Genomic DNA, 17,208 nt, shown 5'->3' with positions numbered 1-17,208 from the left:
GTATGTTGGCTGTGTGAGAACCCCAGCGAGCGTGGTGGCGGGAGTGGATTTCGGGGACCCCGCGTTCGCGCAGGATGTCCGCGACGCCGTGGCGCGCATCGAGGACTTGATGGCCGCTGAGCTGGGCAAAGCCGACGAGCTGATGTCGGAGGCCGTCCAGCATCTGTTCCAGGCGGGCGGCAAGCGGTTCCGTCCGCTGTTCACGGTCCTCTCGGCGCGGTTGGGCCCCGAACCCGACGCGTGGCAGGTGACGGTCGCCGGTGCGGTCATCGAACTCGTACACCTGGCGACGCTGTACCACGACGACGTGATGGACGACGCGCAGATGCGCCGCGGCGCCCCGAGCGCCAACGCCCGCTGGAGCAACAACATTGCGATCCTGGCGGGTGACTACCTGTTCGCGACGGCTTCGCGGCTGGTCAGCAGGCTCGGTCCGGAGGCTGTGCGGGTGATCGCCGATACGTTCGCGCAGCTGGTGACCGGGCAGATGCGCGAAACCCGCGGCGCCGCCGACCTCGTCGACTCCGTGGACCACTACCTCAAGGTGGTGTACGAGAAGACCGCCTGCCTGATCGCGGCGTCCGGCCGGTTCGGGGCCACGTTCTCCGGCGCCGACGACGAGCAGATCGAGCGGCTCAGCCGCCTGGGCGGCATCGTGGGCACCGCGTTCCAGATCTCCGACGACATCATCGACATCGACAGCGACCCCGAGGAATCCGGCAAGGTGCCGGGCACCGATCTGCGTGAAGGGGTGCACACGCTTCCCGTGCTTTACGCGCTGCGCGAAACGGGCCCGGAGGCCGACCGGCTGCGTGAGCTGCTGGCCGAGCCGGTCGACAACGACGACGACGTTGCCGAGGCGCTGCGGCTACTGCGCAGGTCGCAGGGCATGGTGCAGGCCAAAAAGACCGTCGCGCAGTACGCCGCGCAGGCCCGCGAAGAGCTCAACCACCTGCCCGAAGGCCCCGGCCGCGACGCGCTGGCGACGCTGGTGCACTACACGGTCCATCGGCACGGCTGAGCCTGTTCGGAACCGGGGGGATCGGCTCAGCGTTATGTCAGCGAAGACTTCCAGCTCCACCTAAGAGCTCCAAGCAGGAGGAATCCGCGATGACGTGGAACCCGCACGCGAACAGGTTCAAGACGTTCCTGTTGCTGGCGCTGTTCTCTGGGTTGATCGTCGGCGTCGGTGCGATGTTCGGCCGCAACATCATGTTCCTGGCCGTGCTGTTCGCCGTCGGGATGAACGTCTACGTCTACTTCAACAGCGACAAGCTGGCGCTGCGTGCGATGCACGCCCAGCCGGTCAGCGAGATGCAGGCGCCGATGATGTACCGCATCGTGCGCGAGCTCGCGACCACGGCGCGCCAGCCGATGCCGCGGCTCTACATCAGCGACACGGCTGCGCCCAACGCCTTCGCGACGGGCCGCAACCCGCGCAACGCGGCGGTGTGCTGCACGACGGGCATTCTGGGCATCCTCAACGAGCGTGAGCTGCGCGCGGTGCTCGGCCATGAGCTGTCGCACGTCTACAACCGCGACATCCTGATCTCCTGTGTGGCCGGGGCGATGGCGTCGGTGATCACCGCGCTGGCCAACCTCGCGTTCTTCGCGAGCATGTTCGGCGGTAACCGCGGCGGCGGCGCGAACCCGTTTGCGATCCTGCTGGTTTCGCTGCTCGGCCCGATCGCGGCCACGGTGATCCGGCTGGCGGTGTCACGGTCGCGCGAGTACCAGGCCGACCAGTCCGGTGCGGAGTTGACGGGTGATCCGCTGGCGTTGGCCAGCGCGCTGCGCAAGATCAGCGCCGGGGTGGAGCAGGCACCGTTGCCGCCCGACCCGAAGCTGGCCGATCAGGCGCACCTGATGATCGCCAACCCGTTCCGCGCCGGGGAGAAGATCGGCAAGCTGTTCTCCACGCACCCGCCGATCGAGGACCGGATCCGCAGGCTCGAGCAGATGGCAGGCCCCGGTAATCACAGAGGCCCGGGCTACTACTGAGGCGTTAGGCGCAACTCGACCATCGGCAACGCGGTGTTCTCGGTTGCGATCGGGGCGCCCAGCGTGGATTCCAGCACGGGCTTCAGCCTGTCCCATGCGCGGCGGTGACGGCTGATGTAGCGGCCGAGCGCGGCGTCGGCTTCGCTGGTGCTCAGCACCCGCGCGGTCGCCGGCGCCGAGACCCTGGTGCCGACGGACACCCGGACGTTCGGGTCGGCCTCGATGTTGCGGTACCACTGCGCGCGTGTGCCGAAGCCCGAGGCCACCACGTAGGTGTCGGGGTCGGGATGGTCGATCACTTCGAGCACCACGTGGCGCTTGAGGCCTGAACGCCTGCCGATGTGTTCGAGCTGCAAAATCCGCGAGCCCAGCAGAAACCCGAGCCGCGCGCGGTACAGCCAGATCGGGGCACGCATCAGCGGTCGCGACCGAAGTACCGCGCTACCGGCCTTGGCTATCGCATCCGAGAGCATCACTCCAAGGGTAGCGATTTCGGCGCGCTCACGGACGCTGGCGGGGCGTGAGCGCGCCGAAATCACGTAACGGGCGGGCGCTGCGGGCCGATGATCTCGATATGCGAGCCGCCGCCCAACCCCTTACTGTGTGCACTGTGCTGAACAGAGTCCTGGCCGGTGCCCTCGGCGCAGGCGCGGCGCTGGCCGCCGTCTCGGGCGTCGCCGCCGCGCAGCCGCCGTCGCCGCCACCGGCTCCGCCCGCGCCCGACGTGAACGCGTACGCGCCGGTGAAGCCCTCCGACTACGCGGTGATGGACGGCAGCTGGTACGCGTTCACCACGCCCGACGGGTTGACCTGTGTGCTGCAGCGCAGCGGCGGCTACGGCTGCAGCGGAGCGATTCCCGCCGCGCCCAACGGCGCCAACTTTGTCAGCGGCGGTCCGGGCGCACCCGGGTTCGCCACCACCGACGGCGCGGTGTTCGGTTTCGTCGGGGAGGCCAAGCCGCTTCCGGCCGGGTCGCGGATCAGCTTCCAGACCGTCAGCTGCGGCAGCGACGGTTCGGTGACGACGTGCGCGGACAGCCGCAACCAGTCCGGGTTCGTGCTCAGCCCGGCGGGCAGCTACATCATCAACAACGGCCGCAGCCCGCTGCTGGACCGCCCCGAGGGCACCAACCCGTACTTCAACTAGCTTCGGCTCGGCCCTAGAACCCGGCGCCGTGCACCTCGTGGCCCGGCTTTTCGACCATCAGCCCGCGGTAGGCCTGCTCGACGGTCGAACCGTGGTTGACCACGCCGTCGACCTCGCGCGCGATCGGCATCGACAGCCCGTACTCGTTGCAGAACTCCATGATCACGCTGGCGGCCTTGACGCCCTCGGCGACCTGGTTCATCGACGCGATGATCTCGTCGAGCGGCTTGCCCGCACCCAACTGCTCGCCGACGTGACGGTTGCGGCTGCGCTGCGAGGTACACGTGACGATCAGATCGCCCATCCCGGCCAGGCCCGCGAACGTGTCGCGGTGCCCGCCCATCGCCTCGCCCAGCTTCGACATCTCACGCACCGCGCGCGCCATCACCATCGCGCGCGTATTCTCGCCGATCCCAAGCGAATAGCCCATGCCGACCGCGATCGCGTACACGTTCTTCAACGCGCCCGCCATCTCCACGCCGACGACGTCGTCGGTGGTGTAGGTCCGAAAGCGCTTGGTCCGGAACAGCTGCGCCAGATTCGCCGCCAGCTGCGGGTCGGGCATTGCGAGCACGGCGGCGGCGGCGTACCCCTCGGCCACCTCGCGCGCGATGTTCGGCCCGGCCAGGATTCCGGCCGGATGCCCGGGCAGCACCTCGGCGACGATCTGGCTCATCCGGTAGTTGGTGCCCTGCTCGAGACCCTTGACCAACGACACCACCGGCACCCACGGCCGCAGTTCCTTGGCCAGTTCGGTGAGCACCCCGCGGAAGCCGTGCGAGGGCACACCCATGACGATGACGTCGGCGCACGTGGCCGCCTCGGAGAAGTCCGTGGTGGCCGTCAGCGACTCCGGTAGCTCGACCTCGTCGCCGAGGTACTTGCTGTTGCGGTGGTTGTCGTTGATGTCCTTGGCGGTCTCCTCGGAACGCACCCATTGCAGCGTCGGCCCGCGCCTAGCGCAGATGGACGCCACGGTGGTGCCCCAGGAGCCCCCACCGAGGACGACGACTTTGGGTTCGCGCTTCGCAGGTGCCATGCCGATCAGGTTAGGGCCGGCAGCGGCAAACCAGGCCGGATTCGGAAACCAGCAGCGCCGGTGCCGGGCGTCAGCGGTAGTTGACGAACTGCAGCGCGACGTCGAGGTCGGCACCCTTGAGCATGGCGATGACGGCCTGCAGGTCGTCGCGCTTCTTCGACGACACCCGCACCTCATCGCCCTGGATCTGGGCCTTGACGCCCTTGGGACCCTCGTCGCGGATGAGCTTGGTGATCTTCTTGGCGTTCTCGCTGGTGATGCCCTGCTTGATGGTGCCGCTGACCTTGTAGGTCTTGCCCGACGCCTGCGGCTCGCCGACCTCGAAGGACTTCATCGAGATGTCGCGGCGGATGAGCTTCTCCTTGAACACGTCGATCGCGGCCTTGACGCGTTCCTCGGTCGAACTGGTGATGACGATGGTTTCCTCGCCCTGCCAGGCGATGGAGGTGTCGGTGCCGCGGAAGTCGAAGCGGGTAGCCAGCTCCTTGGCGGCCTGGTTGAGCGCGTTGTCCACCTCCTGGCGGTCGACCTTGCTGACGACGTCGAACGATGAATCCGCCATGGATCCGTCCTCCTTGATGGTCTGCTCATGGACTGGTGCCGTTTTCGTCTTCAGCCCATCCTCGTTGTACCCTGCTAGTCGCACCAAACCGGGTCACCCGGCGGTGCAGCACCCAGGCAGGTTGCCCGAGCGGCCAATGGGAGCGGACTGTAAATCCGTCGGCTTACGCCTACGCAGGTTCGAATCCTGCACCTGCCACGCGCTTTTCCGCAGTTCAGGCCCGCTTTTCGGCGGGCCTGATTGCGTTGGTGGACACGACCGCCCGCAGGCCGCCCGCAGTAGATTCCGCGGCCGCGTCGAATGCGTCGGCAACGGCGTCGAGGTCGTCCGGCATTAGATGGCCGTATCGGTCGAGGGTGAGCACCGCTGTCTTGTGCCCGAGTAGCCGCTGCACCACTTTCACGTTCGCGCCCGCACTGATCGCCAACGACGCGCACGTGTGCCGCAGATCGTGCAGGCGCACGCCGTCGCACCCGTCGACCGCCGCCGTCGCCTTCTGGAACGTGTACCGCGCCTGACCGAGGGTGAGGTAGCCGCCGCCGCGCGCCGATGTGAACACCAACGCCGACCCATCCCGGTCGGCGATCTCGGTTGCCAGCAGACGGGCGACGAACGCAGGCACCGGCACCGTCCGGCTGCTGTGGTTCTTCGTCGGGCCCTCCACCAAACCGGTCTTGCGGACATACGTCACCGATCGGCGGACCCGAATCCGGCGCGCGGTCACATCGACATCGGCCGCCTGTAGCGCCGCCGCCTCGCCGAACCGCAGACCGCAGTAGCCGAGCAGGAGGACGAGGGTGCGGAGGTGGCCGGACGCGACGGCAACGCGGTGGAGTTGGTCGTGGGTGAGGTACCGCTGCTCGGTCTCGGGGAGGCGGGGGAGGTCCATGCCGTCGGCCGGATTGGCAGGGAGGTGCTTGGCGCGCACCGCGAACTTGAGCACCGCGCCGACGAGTTGGTGGGTCTGCCGCACCCGCGACGCCGACAACCCGACGCCCTCGAACCGCGCCGACCCGTCGGCCGATAGGCCGGTGATCCACACCTGGAGGTCGTCGTATCGGACGTCACGCAGCGGCACGTCCCGCCAGCGCGGCAGCACGATGGTGTCGAGGATGCTTCGGTATCCGGCGACGGTCTTGGGTGACCGGGTGGCCTTGGTGGCGATCCACCGCTCGGCCATCGTCCCGAACGTGATCGCCGACTTCGCCGGATCGGTCCACGTGCCGGTCACCTGGTCGCTGACTTGGTTGTCGAGCCACTTCTGCGCGTCGACCTTGCGGCCGAACAGCTTCTCGTGCTCGCGGCCGTCGTCGTCGACATAGCGGGCACGCCACCGCGAGCCCTTGCCGTAGTTGGACGATTGCTCGGTCTTCGTGGTGCCGTCGGGGAGGCGGACGGTCCGCGTCCAACGGTCCTCGACACCGGCGCGACGCTTGCGCTTGGCGGTCATGCGTTGATCTCCCGTCGGATCGTGCGGGGCTGTGCTCCCATCATCCCACGCCGCCAACACTGCTAACACACTCTGCGGCAAAAGGATTCGGACCATCATCCGCCGCGGTAGCAGCGTCACCAGCCACCGCGTTATCGGTGCAGGTAGAGGCCTGTTTGATGGGACGGCCGGTGTTTCTGCGAGTGGTGGCGCTGCTACCGAAAGTGGTTGCACTGCAACCACTCTGGGACGATCCGCCCGTGACAAAGTCGCTAGGTTGTGCCTCAATGGTCGTACCCGCCCGAGACGCGGACAGCCACCATGACCAACGCCCGTCAACCAAGGAGACACGCAATGTCCCGCACGCCCACGCCCATCAGTAGCCCGTTCATGTCGACCCGCGACGTCGCCGCACTCACCGGCCTATCCGAATCCACCCTCCGCTGGTGGCGGATGAACGGCGGCAAAGAAGGGCCGCCGTCGTTCATTCTCGGGGGGAAGCGCGTCATGTACCGGCGTACCGAGGTGATGGCATGGATCGCCGCTCAGGAGGCCGGGTCGCGGGTCGGAAGCATCGAATACTAGTGCGCTGCAACCGCTCTCATTACCCAGCGACGCTAGGAGTTCCGCATGAGCGGGCAATTGGTGGGCGAGGTTCTCGACGCCCGTACCGGGCACCTCGCTGACCTGACGCAGGCGCAGACGCTCGCGCTAGTGGCGATCGCCGAGAAATGCCATACCGACAGTCGGCAGGGCTCGGTGCGACTGGCCCACGTCCAGGCCGCGATCGGCAAGTCGCCGCGAACAGCGGTGCGAACACTCGAACAGTTGAAGGACCGCGGGCTGATCCGGGTCGTGAAGCGTGGGTACAAGTCGCACGGCGTGGCGCGAGCGAACATCTACGAGTTGTTGGCGCTCACGCCACCCAGAGTGGCGCAACCAAGCGACAATGCTTGCGCCACCCAGGATGGCGTGAGCACAGCGGATGTGGTTGCGCCAACTCCCGATGTGGTTGCGCCATTTTCGGATGTGGTTACGCCACCCCTGGGTGGCACACTTGACGGTTCTATTGACGGTTCTCTTGACGGGAGCGCGTGCGCGCGCGAGGAATCGCCGACACCGGAACCGCAACCGTCGATTGACGACCTCCCCGAGGAACAATCCGCGGTCAACGACACCGCGTCGGCAGCGGCTATCGCCGTGCCGCCTCACATCGCCGCGCTGCCGGTGGCACTAATCCACTGGCCGCAGAACTATCCCGAACCCGAACCGGCGGAACGGTGCCCGGCCCACGCCGACTGGGACACCGAACGGGACGGGCCGGTGCCGAAGTGCGGCTCGTGTGGCGACCGCCGCAAGGCGCGCGAGGCATGGGAGGGCGAGCGGTCGAAGTGGTTCACCCGGCGCGGCGACGCGCGACGAGCGTGGAACACCGAATGCGACGACTGCGACGACGAGGGCTGGATCAACGACCCGTGGGACGAACTGCCCGCACCGCTCCGATGCCCGCACGCCCCGATCTGGGCGGCATGGTGGCAACACCACATCGCCCATCCGCGCTGCGACACCCACCGCGGCGTGCCGCTCGCCGACGCGATCGGATGCCCCGACTGTGACCTCGCCGACCGGCGGCAGGCGGCATCGTGAGCGGAAGCGGACCCATGCCGGTCGGGTCGCAATTGCCGCTCTGGATTCCATGCCACGTCTGCGGTGAGCCGATGCTGCTCAACCCGGACAGCTGGGACCTGTTCGAGACGTACGAGGCGGACGCGTGGCAAGACCACCGCGCGTGCACATGGGCGCAGCTCCGGTGGTCGGGCATCCCTGCCGAGATCGTTGATTACGCGCGGCGCGTGACGCTATGACCGCGCCCGCCGACCGGTGGATACGTGCCCACGAGTGGGCGCAGATCACCGCCGCCGTCGGCCTCGCACCTGGTGCCGTACCGGCGGATGTCATCGCCGCCCTGGGACGCCGCAGGGCGGGCAAGGATGCCGCTCGGACCGAGCGCGAGGCGCGAGCGGCCGCCATCCGGGGGTGCCGACGCTGCGATCCGTCGGGTTGGGTTCTCGGCCCGGACGGTGCGCCGGTGGACCCGGCGACGCGCTGCGATCACGCCGCGCCGACACCGCCGCCTGCTGGCCGCGACGTCACCGAGCCGCTCCATGAACCGCCGGGGGCGTCATGAGGTTGACGATCGCCAGCGCGGAGTACGCCGTCGCGGTGGTGCCGAAGCTCCGTGCTCGCCGGGTCTCCATCCGCGCAGGGCCGGTCACTTTGACCGTCTCACCCACCGAGGCGATAGCGCTCGCCGACGCGATCGTTGACGCCGCCGAACGCATCGACAACCCAACCACCACAACCGCGAAGGAGAACACCGAACTATGAGTAACGGCTTTGGACCCAAGTGCGAGCCAATCGAACACGAAGGCCGCACCTATCACGTGATTGACCACTGGACCAGTTGGGGGAACTGGGTCGAGATCAGAGGAGACGACGGCGGCATGACCGGAGACCGCTGGGGCAGGGCGACGGGCGGAACCGTCATCCTCCCGGACGAAGTTGCGCTGCGGGTGGCTGCGGAGATCCTGCGACAACCCACCGAAGACCTGCTCGCTGGGATCATCGACGGACCGGAAAACCCAGACGGCGGCAACCGATGAACCACCCGAGCGCGGGCGGCCACCCCGCCGACGACGATCCCGACGAGGCGTTGGTGCAACGGGTCGCCGCCCGGATGCGCGCCGCGGGCCGCCACGTGGTGACCGACGCTGATCCCGACGAGGTGCGGTGGTTCTTCCGGTCCGACCAGGCCGCCACGCTCGCGCTGTCGTTCGGCCTAGTCGGGCACGAGCGCGGGTTCGCGGCCGCGGTCGACTACGCGTCACGCCCGCGCCGCTGCGGCCACGACGACACCGGCTGGGCGCTGCTGCCCGGTTCGATCTGGCTCGCGGCCGCATACCGGCTACCCGTCGACCGGCTGCGGGTGCTGACCGCCGAGGAATCGCTCGCCGACCCGTTACCGCGGCCGGTGGCCGTCGACCGTGCCCGCGTGGAACTAGCCGCGTGGAGGGTCATCAACCGGCTACGCGACCACCTCACCGACGCCGAGGTGGCCGCGCTGCGGCTCCGGTGCGCGGGCGGCGACAACGACACCGAACTCCGGATGCAACGCGCCGCCGCCATGATGGCGCTAGGCCAGATCACCGGCGATGACGAGATGCGTTCGACCGCAACGGAACTGGCGCTCCGCGAGTGCTATGAGCGGCCGGGCTTGATTCCGTCGGTTGTGTTCTCGACGGTAGCGCCGCTCGTGGCCTCGGTGACCGCCGAGGACGGCACGGTGGACCCGCATCACCTCGCGGCGACTCTGCGCGCCGAGTTGGTGCGCGTCGACACGCTCATGGTCTTTCCGGACGCCGACGTGGGTGGGGTGGCGTGATCCGCCGCGCGGTGGTGGTCGACGTCGCCGACGTTGCGGTCATCCTCGCCACCATCGACGACCTGTTGCGGCGCACCAACCGGCAACCCACCGGCCGACTCGCCGGGGTCATCACCCGGCTAAACCGGTCGGTTTGTGATGCCTCGGACCCGAAAGGCGTCACAAGGTTTGCGTCGCAACCGGATTCGCGCCAACACTCGGCCTATGACCTATGCACCACGGCGGAGGCGGGGAAGGTCCTCGGGATCTCGTCACACGCTGTCCGGGCATTGGTTCGGCGCGGCCGGTTACCCGCGCACTCGACCGGCTCCCGGTGGTTGCTCCCGGTCAGGTCGGTTGTCGAACGCGCTGAGCGGAAGGCTGCGCGCCGGATCGGGTGACCATGCCGGTTGATACGCGCACGATTCCGAACGTGCCGCTAATCCACGTCGGCGAGCACGAGGCGTCGACCGGACCGTGGGATGTGACGCCCGAGGATCTGCGGTCGATCGTCGAGGCGCACGCGGCCGGGATCGTGCGGCCGGTCATCAAACTCGGCCACGAGGGTCCGCTGCGCGACGCCGGTCCCGCGTTGGGAACCGTCACCGACCTAGCCATCATCAACGGCGGCCGCACGCTGGTCGGCACGTTCACCGGTGTGCCGCGCGCCATCGCCAACCTGCTGCCGCACGCGTACCCGCAACGCTCGGTCGAGTGCCTACTCGACTACACCGACACCACCGGGCACGCATGGCCGGTTGTTCTGTCGGCCGTCGCGTTGTTGGGTGCCACCGCGCCCGCGGTGAAGGAACTCGACTCGCTCGCGGACGTGGCCGCGTTGTACGGCGTCGACCTGGCGGCCACCGCCGGACCGTCGGAGCGCCGCGTCGTCATCGCATCCGCTGCACCCGATCCCAGCGCCGACCGGGCGCGTGCCGTGGCCGTTGCCCGTGCCCGACGTACCCGCAACACCCGAACCGTCTCACACGAGAGGACACCCGCATGAGCACCACGATCGCCAACCCGTCGGTTTATGACCCCGGCAAGGACATCACCGCCGAAGCCACCGCCGCCGTGACCGCCCGCAGGTTCCTCGCGGTGTCGGGCAATAGGACCGCGGGAGGCAACATCGCCGTCGCCCCGGCCGCGGCCGGTGGCCGCACGTGCGGGGTGGCGGGCAACGACGCCGCCGCCGGTGGCCTCGTCCGCGTGGTGCGCGGCAACAGCCGCGTCGTGCGAGTCACCGCGGCAGGAGCCATCGCCGCCGGTGCCGAGGTCCAAGTGGGCGCGGGCGGAACCGCAACCACCCTCGCCGCCGGGAAGGCCGTTGGCTACGCCGTCACCGGGGCGGCCGACGCCACCGACGCCGAGATCTCGCTCTACTAGGGAGGATTCACGCAATGACAAGCCCACTCATCCCGGCGCTGTCCGGCCGCCAACTCACCGTCGACGTCGCGTTGCGGCAGCCGACGATCATCCGCGACCGGATCGCCCGGTTGGCCGACGCGCAGATCCTGCTGCCGAAGTTCTTCCGCACCCACGGCGCGAAGGTCGAAGGAGGCGGGCTTTTGTACTCGGTGGTGCAGGCGTCGGACTTCTTCACCACCGACGTCGAGAAGCGTTCGCCCGGTGCCGAGTACAAGGTCGTGGAGGGCGTGGAGCCTGAACCGCGGCTCGCGGTCGTCGAGGATTGGGGCGGCCGGTTCCAGGTGACCGACGAGCAGTTGTCCCGTAACGAGGTCAACTACCTCGACCAGCAGACGACCCAGTTGGCGAATACCATTGCGCGGAAACTGGATACGCGCGCCGTCGCCGCGCTCGCCGCCGCCAACATCGCCACGTTCACACCGGCGGCCGGGTGGGACGCATTGACGTTCGTCGGCCCGCTTGACGCCCTCACCCCGTCCGGCGATCGGCCGACGGCGCACTTCGCCGAGGCGCAGGAGATGGCCGACCTTGAGGAACTCGGCGTCACGCACGACACCCTCCTCGTGCACCCCGAGCAGGCCCGGCAACTCCGCACCGCCTACGCCGAGGACCTCGACGACATGCTCGCGTCCGCCGGGTACACCGAGGGCATGTTCGCCAACCCGCGCATCCCGGCCGGGACCGCGTTCGTGGCGCAGGGAGGCATGGTCGGCACCGTCGGCTTCGAGGCCGCGCTGACCGTCGAGGTGTACGACGACCGCTCGACGCGATCCAAGTGGGTGCAGGCCTACGCCGTGCCCGCGTTCGCCGTCGATCGGCCGTTCGCCGCCAAGAAGATCACCGGCCTAAGCGCGTAACCAGAAGGGAACGGACACAATGACTTTCACCGATGAACAGATCGCCGCGTTGCTCGATGCCCTCGGGCTACCGGCCGATACCGACGACCCGCAACTCGTCGTCGACACCGTGGCCGACCTCGCCGCGCAGGCCGCCGGGATGAACCCCGAACAGCCGTCGACGGTGGCCGCCGCCGCACGTCGACACGGCCTCGAACTCGTCGACCACGACACCCACGAGGCGCTCAAGCGCGACGCCGCCGAGGGCCGCAAGATCGCCGCCGCGGCAGCACGCGCCAAGGTCGAGGCCGCCGTCGACGACGCGGTGACCAAGGGCAAGATCACCCCGGCCCGCCGCAAGCATTGGGTCGAACTGATCACCGCCGATCCGGGCATGGCCGACGTGCTCGCCGCCGTGCCCGCCGAGACCGCGGTGCCCATGTCGGAGGTCGGCCACGCCGCCGACACCACGAACGGCGACGACAGCGGCGGGTGGTTCTACTGATCCGCTAGACCTCCGGGGGGATGGGGCGGGCGACCCACCCTCGGACCGCGCGCCGGGTTGAGCGACGGGCAACCGGCATGCTCGGCAGCGGCGCGGTGATCCCGGCGGGTTTCCTTCGTGCGCGCCGGGATCACCGCGACCAACAGGCCCGTCCGAGCGACGCGACGTCGGGAGGCGTGCCGACCGCGACCGAGCGCGCAACCGACCGTGATCGTCACCGTGCGCCCGGTACTCGCGGTCCTGGCGGGCCGTGGGCGGCCGAGCGGCGGCGAGGCGTGTCCTTGCCGGGCCTCGACATCGAGCGGCCCGTCTGCGGTCGCCTGACCGCCCGCCACGGGGAGCGCGGACGGGGTGCCGGACCCACCCCCGAGAATGTTGGGTAGGGGGTGAGGTGACTTCCGCCCGCGGTAGTCACGATTTTTTTATTGCGCGGCGGATAATCGCGGGAGGGAGCCTCACGCGCTGCGCAGAAAGCTACGGATCCGCGAACTACTTTGAAGCGCTCAGGGAATTGCAGGGTTATTGAATTCGGGCACCGGAGACGGCTTAACGGATTCGGCGACGTCGATTGCCGAGCTCAGTTCCCACCGGGCGTCTTTGCGATCGCTCCGAAGGGCCTCGAGGACTTGTCGACCGATGCGGGATCCGTATTTGGCAATCTCTGACTCGTGGACGTGCTCCACGCCGCCGCCGTGTCGATAGATAAGAATGTCCTCGTACACAAGCGTTCCGAACCTACTAGTGAAACGCCTCTCATGCTTTCGCAACAGTTCGACGTCGCATACGCCGACCGCCATGGCATGAAGTATGGCAGGGTTGGTCACAGACTCGCCGAGGACCTTGGATTCTCGTCCAATTACCCAAATCGACAGGCCACCTGGCCGCATCACTCGATTCAATTCGGCCAGGGCGAGCCCTAGGTCTTGAGCGTATTGGATGATTGTCAAGAATCGATTCTGCCGATGCTTCCGATTGGATCCAAACTCTGCGCGCGCGGCGGGTAGAACCTCCCATCCGAGAAGCTCAACCGCTGCCCGGTAATTTTGGTGGTAGTTGAATACGTTCACGTACGGTGGAGACGTGAGAGCAGTGGTCGCAGAGTTGTCAGCCAGACCTAGCGCTCTAGCATCCCCGAGCCTTACATCGATCGTCACGCCACGATCGGGTTGCGTTGCGAGGAGGGCGTCGATTTTGGACGCTGCACGGTCAAGACCCGATGCGCTGAACTCTTTCGAGTTTCCTAGCGTCAGCAAAAACAAGGCTTCCGCAATTAGACGAACATCCAGGTCAGGTAGGCTAGAAGCCGTTTTTGCAATGACCTCAGAGGCCGCAGTAGCGACCTTCGATAGCGCGGCATAAGCGTCGAGCGCAGCGCGGTGGCGCTCGCTCCACTCGATCCCCACTAGAGTATGCAGTCGCGCCAGAATGACTGCTGCTGGATTGACCTCGATCCCTGTACTTGCGAAGCCTTTGTGAGCGGCCTCGATCAAGGCGGTCCCGCTTCCGCAGAACGGGTCAATTACAAGCCCAGGTTTCGCGTAGGTAGTCAGCAACTCATCGACAAGGTCGGGAGTAAATTGCCCTCGCCAGGGAAGTCCGTTCATTCGGCGTCCCACCCCGACGTCCAAACTCTCCTGACTCACCGACGTTCTGTCGAACGGTATTGATTCGTAGTCGTGAAGTTGATTAGCGGCGTCTCTCATGGATCAGAACCATCCCCGTTCGACGGCGTTCGTCAGGTCTGCGTCTTGGTCACGCAGGACTTCTCTAACCCGGTCGACAAAGCGCTGAACAACCTCCAACCGCACGGGTTTTGCGCGAAGTTCCGCGAGGTAGCTGTCGCGATTCTCCTTACGATATTGCGGGTTGCTGTACTGTCGCCTATTTTGCGAACCAGTCCTTTTCGCGCGCAATACCAAAACTTCGGTGATGTCAGTGCCAGCAGAACTGATTGGAGTCATATCCAGGTACTCGCATATTAGGAAATAATGCGATCCGGGAGAGGCGATCCGAAGGTCGTGACTCGTCGCCGCCGCCTCTTGGAACATCGTCTTATCGAGGTTTGTCTTGAGTTCGGCGGCGATGTACGCGATGTAAGTTGTTTGATCGTCAGTAAGGTGCGCTGGAAAGCCTATGTCGAAGGATGAGCGCAGGTACGTCGGTCGGCCGATCGTGAAGTCTTGATCCTTGCTTCGTATAACAAGACCCGGATTCGAATTAGAATCAGATGCGGTGGATTGAAAATGGGCGGCAGCGAATGCCTTGGCTGGACCTACCGTCAATGTGGTCGAATCGAGTTCGGGCATGATGCGGGAATCCGTGAGCCAGGGAAACCACTCCTCCAAGATTGAGTTGTCGATCTTTAGTTGGCCCTTCTGGCGGTACAGAAACTCTGACTCGCTGTCCCAAATGAGATCGACTTCGATCGCTTCCTTGTACTCGTTCAACAAATTGACGAGATCGGCGACGCGTGCTTCACCCTCTGTCGTCAGAGAAGCCATGGCGGCTATCCAGGCCTCGTAACGTTCAAGCGCAATAGCGACGGCCGCGACGTCGCCGGGGGGCAGCTTCGAGTTACTGACGAGCTCCCTCAGCTTGTCGCCGTGCGGGGTGGGCCGCGCGGTCGGTTGCGTGTCTACGACCCCGACTGGCACTACTTCATCGGCAGCGTCCTCAGCGCCAATTTCCTCTGTCATTGCTCCCTGCAGGTATCCGGGGGTGGCCTCACTAGGTCGTGAGCCTAGACGTAGGACCTGACAGAACGCGGACGCCGCGCGCACCCGTTGGCGCGGGTGGCCGGAACCTGGCGGCTCCAAGTCACAGGCCTCATAAGCGAGACGCGCGAGAGATCCGAGATGAGAGTCGCTAGTCGACATAGAACGCATTTCCGGTACTTCGTGTTACTCGGAGCTGCGGACGCTTCAGGTTAACGAGTGCAGGTTAACGAGTGCGAATGATTCGCCCGCAGGCCGCCCGCAATAGTTCCGCCACACAATGCGACACACCAACGCCGCCAACTCGCTGACCTGCTGGTTTGCCGACACGCCGTTGCGCACCAACAACACAAACGCCAAGAGGGGCGGACTGTAAATCCGTCGGCTTACGCCTACGCAGGTTCGAATCCTGCACCTGCCACCAGCGCCACTGCCGGCGGGGCTGTCGCCTCAGCCGCGGTAGACCGACGCCAGCACCAGGTCGGGCAGCAGCGACTGATACTCACCGTGCGCCTTGTGCTCGACGGTGTCCCGCTCGCGGACCTGATGGTTGCGCATGTAGGCGCGGTACTGGGGTGCCCCGGGGATCAGGACGTTGTCGGCCACGACGACCGACCCCGGATGCAGCCAGCCGCGCTCGACGATGCTGAGCAGATCGGTCAGATAGGCGTTCTTGTCGTGGTCGAGGAACACCAGATCGATTGACTCGCAGGTGATTCGTATACGTCGGCCAACTCGATCGAGGGTGCGCCCGCCAGCGCCGACACACTGACGGGAACGGCGAACGGATTGCTCAGTGTGGTGCCGTCATTCACCAGGTAGGTGAAGGTGGTGGTGGCCCGCCGACGACGTCGGGACTCGGCCGATAAGTGAGCAAACCCACGAAAACGTAAATTCGCCGCGCGGCTGATCGGCGCACCTTACGGTGTTGTCAGCGGACGCGGCATCACTGCGCCGACCGGACGGGCAACCGGATGAACGCAAATGCTCACCGACGCAGCCCGATCACCACCCGCGAGGAGCGCAACACCCCGATGTTCAAGCCCGCCTTCAGCGCCATGATCGCTGCCCTGCTCTTGCTGACCGGCGGGGCGCTCGTCGCTCCGAGCGCCGCGGCGTCGCCCTATCCCACTGGGCCAGTGACGATGACGGCGGGCGCCGATCCCGGCAGCGGGTTCGATCTCACCATCCGCGCGGTCGTGGACGCCCTGCAGCAGGAGCACATCGTGAATGTGCCGCTGCCCGTGCAGAATCGCCCCGGCGGCAGCGGTGCCGACTTCCTGGCCACGATGGTGCAGGACCACCGTGGGGCTGATGACCAGGTCGCGGTCACGTCGCTGTCGATGATGGTGAACCAGATCCACGGCGAGTCCGCGTACGGCTATCGCGATGTCACGATGATCGCCGGCCTGATGACCGAGTATTACGTCGTCGTGGCGCGTCCGGGCGCCCCGTTCGCCGACCTCGGTGCGCTGATGTCGGCGATCAAGTCCGACCCGGCGCACGTCACCGTTGGCGCCGCTCACGACGACGAGGTGCCATTCGACCTGCTGGTAGCGGCCGCAGGTGGTGACCCGTCCACTGTGCGGTACGTCACGCACGAGGGTGGCGGCGACCAGAGCGCGGCGCTTCGCAACGGCGAGATCAACGTGGCCATCGGCGGTGTCAGCGAGTTCGTCGATCAGGTGGCCTCAGGTGACCTCATCGCACTCGGTGTGCTGGCCGAGAACCGGTTGCCGGGGTTGGACATTCCCACCGCGAGAGAACAAGGACTTGACGTCACATTGTCGAATTGGCGCGGCCTTTACGGACCGCCCAGCATGCCGACGTACGCCGTCGAGTACTGGCAGTCGGCGCTCGCCCGGATGGTGGTGTCACCCACGTGGCGCCAGATCGCAGAGCGCAACCATTTCACGACGAATTTCATGATCGGTGAACAGTTTCAGACTTTCCTGGCCGAGACCCAGGCTGACGTCGAGACCGCGGTGGCATCCGCGCGGCGGTGACCGAAACCGGTGAGACCTAGGGCAGTGGGCGCAGCGCCGCGCCGCCAGCAGCCGGCGTCACCGGGTCAAGTGCTCCAGTCGGTTCAACAGAATCGCTTGGACCAAGCCACTTTTGAACCC

Annotated in this window: 22 protein-coding genes, 1 tRNA gene and 1 pseudogene; 17 read left to right on the top strand and 7 right to left on the bottom strand. The window is 66.7% G+C overall.

What is annotated here, in order from left to right; all coding sequences use genetic code 11:
- Positions 1-13 precede the first annotated feature (13 nt).
- Both grcC1 and htpX read left to right on the top strand, forming a co-directional pair.
- Positions 14-1,021, top strand: a complete 1,008-nt coding sequence (grcC1, locus tag K3U96_RS22635) for a nonaprenyl/(2E,6E)-farnesyl/geranylgeranyl diphosphat synthase (RefSeq protein ID WP_205871009.1) — start codon at positions 14-16, stop codon at positions 1,019-1,021.
- 89 nt (positions 1,022-1,110) lie between these two features.
- The gene (htpX, locus tag K3U96_RS22630; RefSeq protein WP_069404997.1) at positions 1,111-2,001 is read left to right on the top strand and encodes a zinc metalloprotease HtpX; all 891 of its coding nucleotides are present in this window, start codon (positions 1,111-1,113) and stop codon (positions 1,999-2,001) included.
- Here htpX and K3U96_RS22625 read toward each other — a convergent pair.
- The gene (locus tag K3U96_RS22625; protein WP_220691169.1) at positions 1,995-2,474 is read right to left on the bottom strand and encodes a nitroreductase family deazaflavin-dependent oxidoreductase; all 480 of its coding nucleotides are present in this window, start codon (positions 2,472-2,474) and stop codon (positions 1,995-1,997) included. The genes htpX and K3U96_RS22625 overlap by 7 nt on opposite strands.
- A 101-nt stretch (positions 2,475-2,575) precedes the next feature.
- On the opposite strand from K3U96_RS22625, the gene K3U96_RS22620 reads away from it, so the two are divergent.
- Positions 2,576-3,148: a hypothetical protein gene (locus K3U96_RS22620; RefSeq protein ID WP_220693652.1), complete on the top strand. Its 573-nt coding sequence runs from the start codon at positions 2,576-2,578 to the stop codon at positions 3,146-3,148.
- A 13-nt stretch (positions 3,149-3,161) separates the two neighbouring features.
- Here K3U96_RS22620 and K3U96_RS22615 read toward each other — a convergent pair whose 3' ends face one another.
- Together K3U96_RS22615 and K3U96_RS22610 are read right to left on the bottom strand one after the other, a co-directional pair.
- The gene (locus tag K3U96_RS22615; protein WP_220691168.1) at positions 3,162-4,187 is read right to left on the bottom strand and encodes an NAD(P)H-dependent glycerol-3-phosphate dehydrogenase; all 1,026 of its coding nucleotides are present in this window, start codon (positions 4,185-4,187) and stop codon (positions 3,162-3,164) included.
- 70 nt (positions 4,188-4,257) lie between these two features.
- Entirely contained in the window at positions 4,258-4,749 is a 492-nt protein-coding gene (locus K3U96_RS22610; RefSeq protein ID WP_220691167.1) for a YajQ family cyclic di-GMP-binding protein, read from the bottom strand.
- Between the two features lie 115 nt (positions 4,750-4,864).
- On the opposite strand from K3U96_RS22610, the gene K3U96_RS22605 reads away from it, so the two are divergent.
- A tRNA-Tyr gene (locus K3U96_RS22605) sits at positions 4,865-4,947 on the top strand.
- 16 nt (positions 4,948-4,963) lie between these two features.
- Here K3U96_RS22605 and K3U96_RS22600 read toward each other — a convergent pair.
- Positions 4,964-6,199, bottom strand: a complete 1,236-nt coding sequence (locus tag K3U96_RS22600; protein ID WP_220691166.1) for a tyrosine-type recombinase/integrase — start codon at positions 6,197-6,199, stop codon at positions 4,964-4,966.
- Positions 6,200-6,532: 333 nt separating this feature from the next.
- Between K3U96_RS22600 and K3U96_RS22595 the strand changes: the two genes are divergently transcribed.
- The 12 genes from K3U96_RS22595 to K3U96_RS22540 all read left to right on the top strand — a co-directional run bounded on the left by K3U96_RS22595 (position 6,533) and on the right by K3U96_RS22540 (position 12,368).
- On the top strand, positions 6,533-6,763 hold the full coding sequence (locus K3U96_RS22595; RefSeq protein WP_230982252.1) for a helix-turn-helix transcriptional regulator: 231 nt from the start codon (positions 6,533-6,535) through the stop codon (positions 6,761-6,763).
- 45 nt (positions 6,764-6,808) lie between these two features.
- Positions 6,809-7,825 (top strand): hypothetical protein, encoded by a 1,017-nt coding sequence (locus K3U96_RS22590; protein ID WP_220691165.1) that lies wholly within the window; start codon positions 6,809-6,811, stop codon positions 7,823-7,825.
- 71 nt (positions 7,826-7,896) lie between these two features.
- Entirely contained in the window at positions 7,897-8,043 is a 147-nt protein-coding gene (locus K3U96_RS22585) for a hypothetical protein (protein ID WP_220691164.1), read from the top strand.
- Positions 8,040-8,366, top strand: coding sequence for a hypothetical protein (locus K3U96_RS22580; RefSeq protein WP_220691163.1), 327 nt, complete (start codon positions 8,040-8,042; stop codon positions 8,364-8,366). The genes K3U96_RS22585 and K3U96_RS22580 overlap by 4 nt, the downstream gene beginning before the upstream one ends.
- A complete protein-coding gene (locus tag K3U96_RS22575) occupies positions 8,363-8,566 on the top strand; it encodes a hypothetical protein (RefSeq protein ID WP_220691162.1) in 204 nt (67 codons plus the stop codon). The genes K3U96_RS22580 and K3U96_RS22575 overlap by 4 nt, the downstream gene beginning before the upstream one ends.
- A complete protein-coding gene (locus K3U96_RS22570) occupies positions 8,563-8,841 on the top strand; it encodes a hypothetical protein (protein ID WP_220691161.1) in 279 nt (92 codons plus the stop codon). The genes K3U96_RS22575 and K3U96_RS22570 overlap by 4 nt, the downstream gene beginning before the upstream one ends.
- Entirely contained in the window at positions 8,838-9,620 is a 783-nt protein-coding gene (locus K3U96_RS22565; RefSeq protein WP_220691160.1) for a hypothetical protein, read from the top strand. Before K3U96_RS22570 ends, K3U96_RS22565 begins: the two co-directional genes overlap by 4 nt.
- Positions 9,617-10,000 (top strand): helix-turn-helix domain-containing protein, encoded by a 384-nt coding sequence (locus K3U96_RS27180; protein ID WP_220691159.1) that lies wholly within the window; start codon positions 9,617-9,619, stop codon positions 9,998-10,000. The genes K3U96_RS22565 and K3U96_RS27180 overlap by 4 nt, the downstream gene beginning before the upstream one ends.
- A gap of 32 nt (positions 10,001-10,032) precedes the next feature.
- The gene (locus K3U96_RS22555; RefSeq protein ID WP_230982251.1) at positions 10,033-10,605 is read left to right on the top strand and encodes a hypothetical protein; all 573 of its coding nucleotides are present in this window, start codon (positions 10,033-10,035) and stop codon (positions 10,603-10,605) included.
- Positions 10,602-10,985 (top strand): capsid cement protein, encoded by a 384-nt coding sequence (locus K3U96_RS22550; protein WP_220691157.1) that lies wholly within the window; start codon positions 10,602-10,604, stop codon positions 10,983-10,985. The genes K3U96_RS22555 and K3U96_RS22550 overlap by 4 nt, the downstream gene beginning before the upstream one ends.
- Before the next feature lie 14 nt (positions 10,986-10,999).
- Entirely contained in the window at positions 11,000-11,884 is an 885-nt protein-coding gene (locus K3U96_RS22545) for a major capsid protein (protein ID WP_220691156.1), read from the top strand.
- Between the two features lie 19 nt (positions 11,885-11,903).
- Complete coding sequence (locus K3U96_RS22540; protein WP_220691155.1) at positions 11,904-12,368, top strand: phage protease; 465 nt, start codon at positions 11,904-11,906, stop codon at positions 12,366-12,368.
- 503 nt (positions 12,369-12,871) lie between these two features.
- Here the strand turns inward: K3U96_RS22540 and K3U96_RS22535 are convergent.
- The 3 genes and pseudogenes from K3U96_RS22535 to K3U96_RS22525 all read right to left on the bottom strand — a co-directional run.
- The gene (locus K3U96_RS22535) at positions 12,872-13,972 is read right to left on the bottom strand and encodes a class I SAM-dependent methyltransferase (protein ID WP_220691154.1); all 1,101 of its coding nucleotides are present in this window, start codon (positions 13,970-13,972) and stop codon (positions 12,872-12,874) included.
- A 102-nt stretch (positions 13,973-14,074) separates the two neighbouring features.
- On the bottom strand, positions 14,075-15,064 hold the full coding sequence (locus K3U96_RS22530) for a Bpu10I family restriction endonuclease (protein ID WP_220691153.1): 990 nt from the start codon (positions 15,062-15,064) through the stop codon (positions 14,075-14,077).
- Positions 15,065-15,532: 468 nt separating this feature from the next.
- Positions 15,533-15,847 (bottom strand): annotated as a pseudogene (locus K3U96_RS22525) (O-methyltransferase); the annotation flags it as partial.
- A 209-nt stretch (positions 15,848-16,056) separates the two neighbouring features.
- Here K3U96_RS22525 and K3U96_RS22520 point away from each other — a divergent pair.
- On the top strand, positions 16,057-17,088 hold the full coding sequence (locus K3U96_RS22520) for a Bug family tripartite tricarboxylate transporter substrate binding protein (RefSeq protein WP_230982250.1): 1,032 nt from the start codon (positions 16,057-16,059) through the stop codon (positions 17,086-17,088).
- Positions 17,089-17,208: the final 120 nt, after the last annotated feature.

Source organism: Mycolicibacterium holsaticum DSM 44478 = JCM 12374, assembly GCF_019645835.1.
Classification (GTDB): Bacteria; Actinomycetota; Actinomycetes; order Mycobacteriales; family Mycobacteriaceae; genus Mycobacterium; species Mycobacterium holsaticum.
This window is presented reverse-complemented; position numbering and strand designations above follow the sequence as displayed.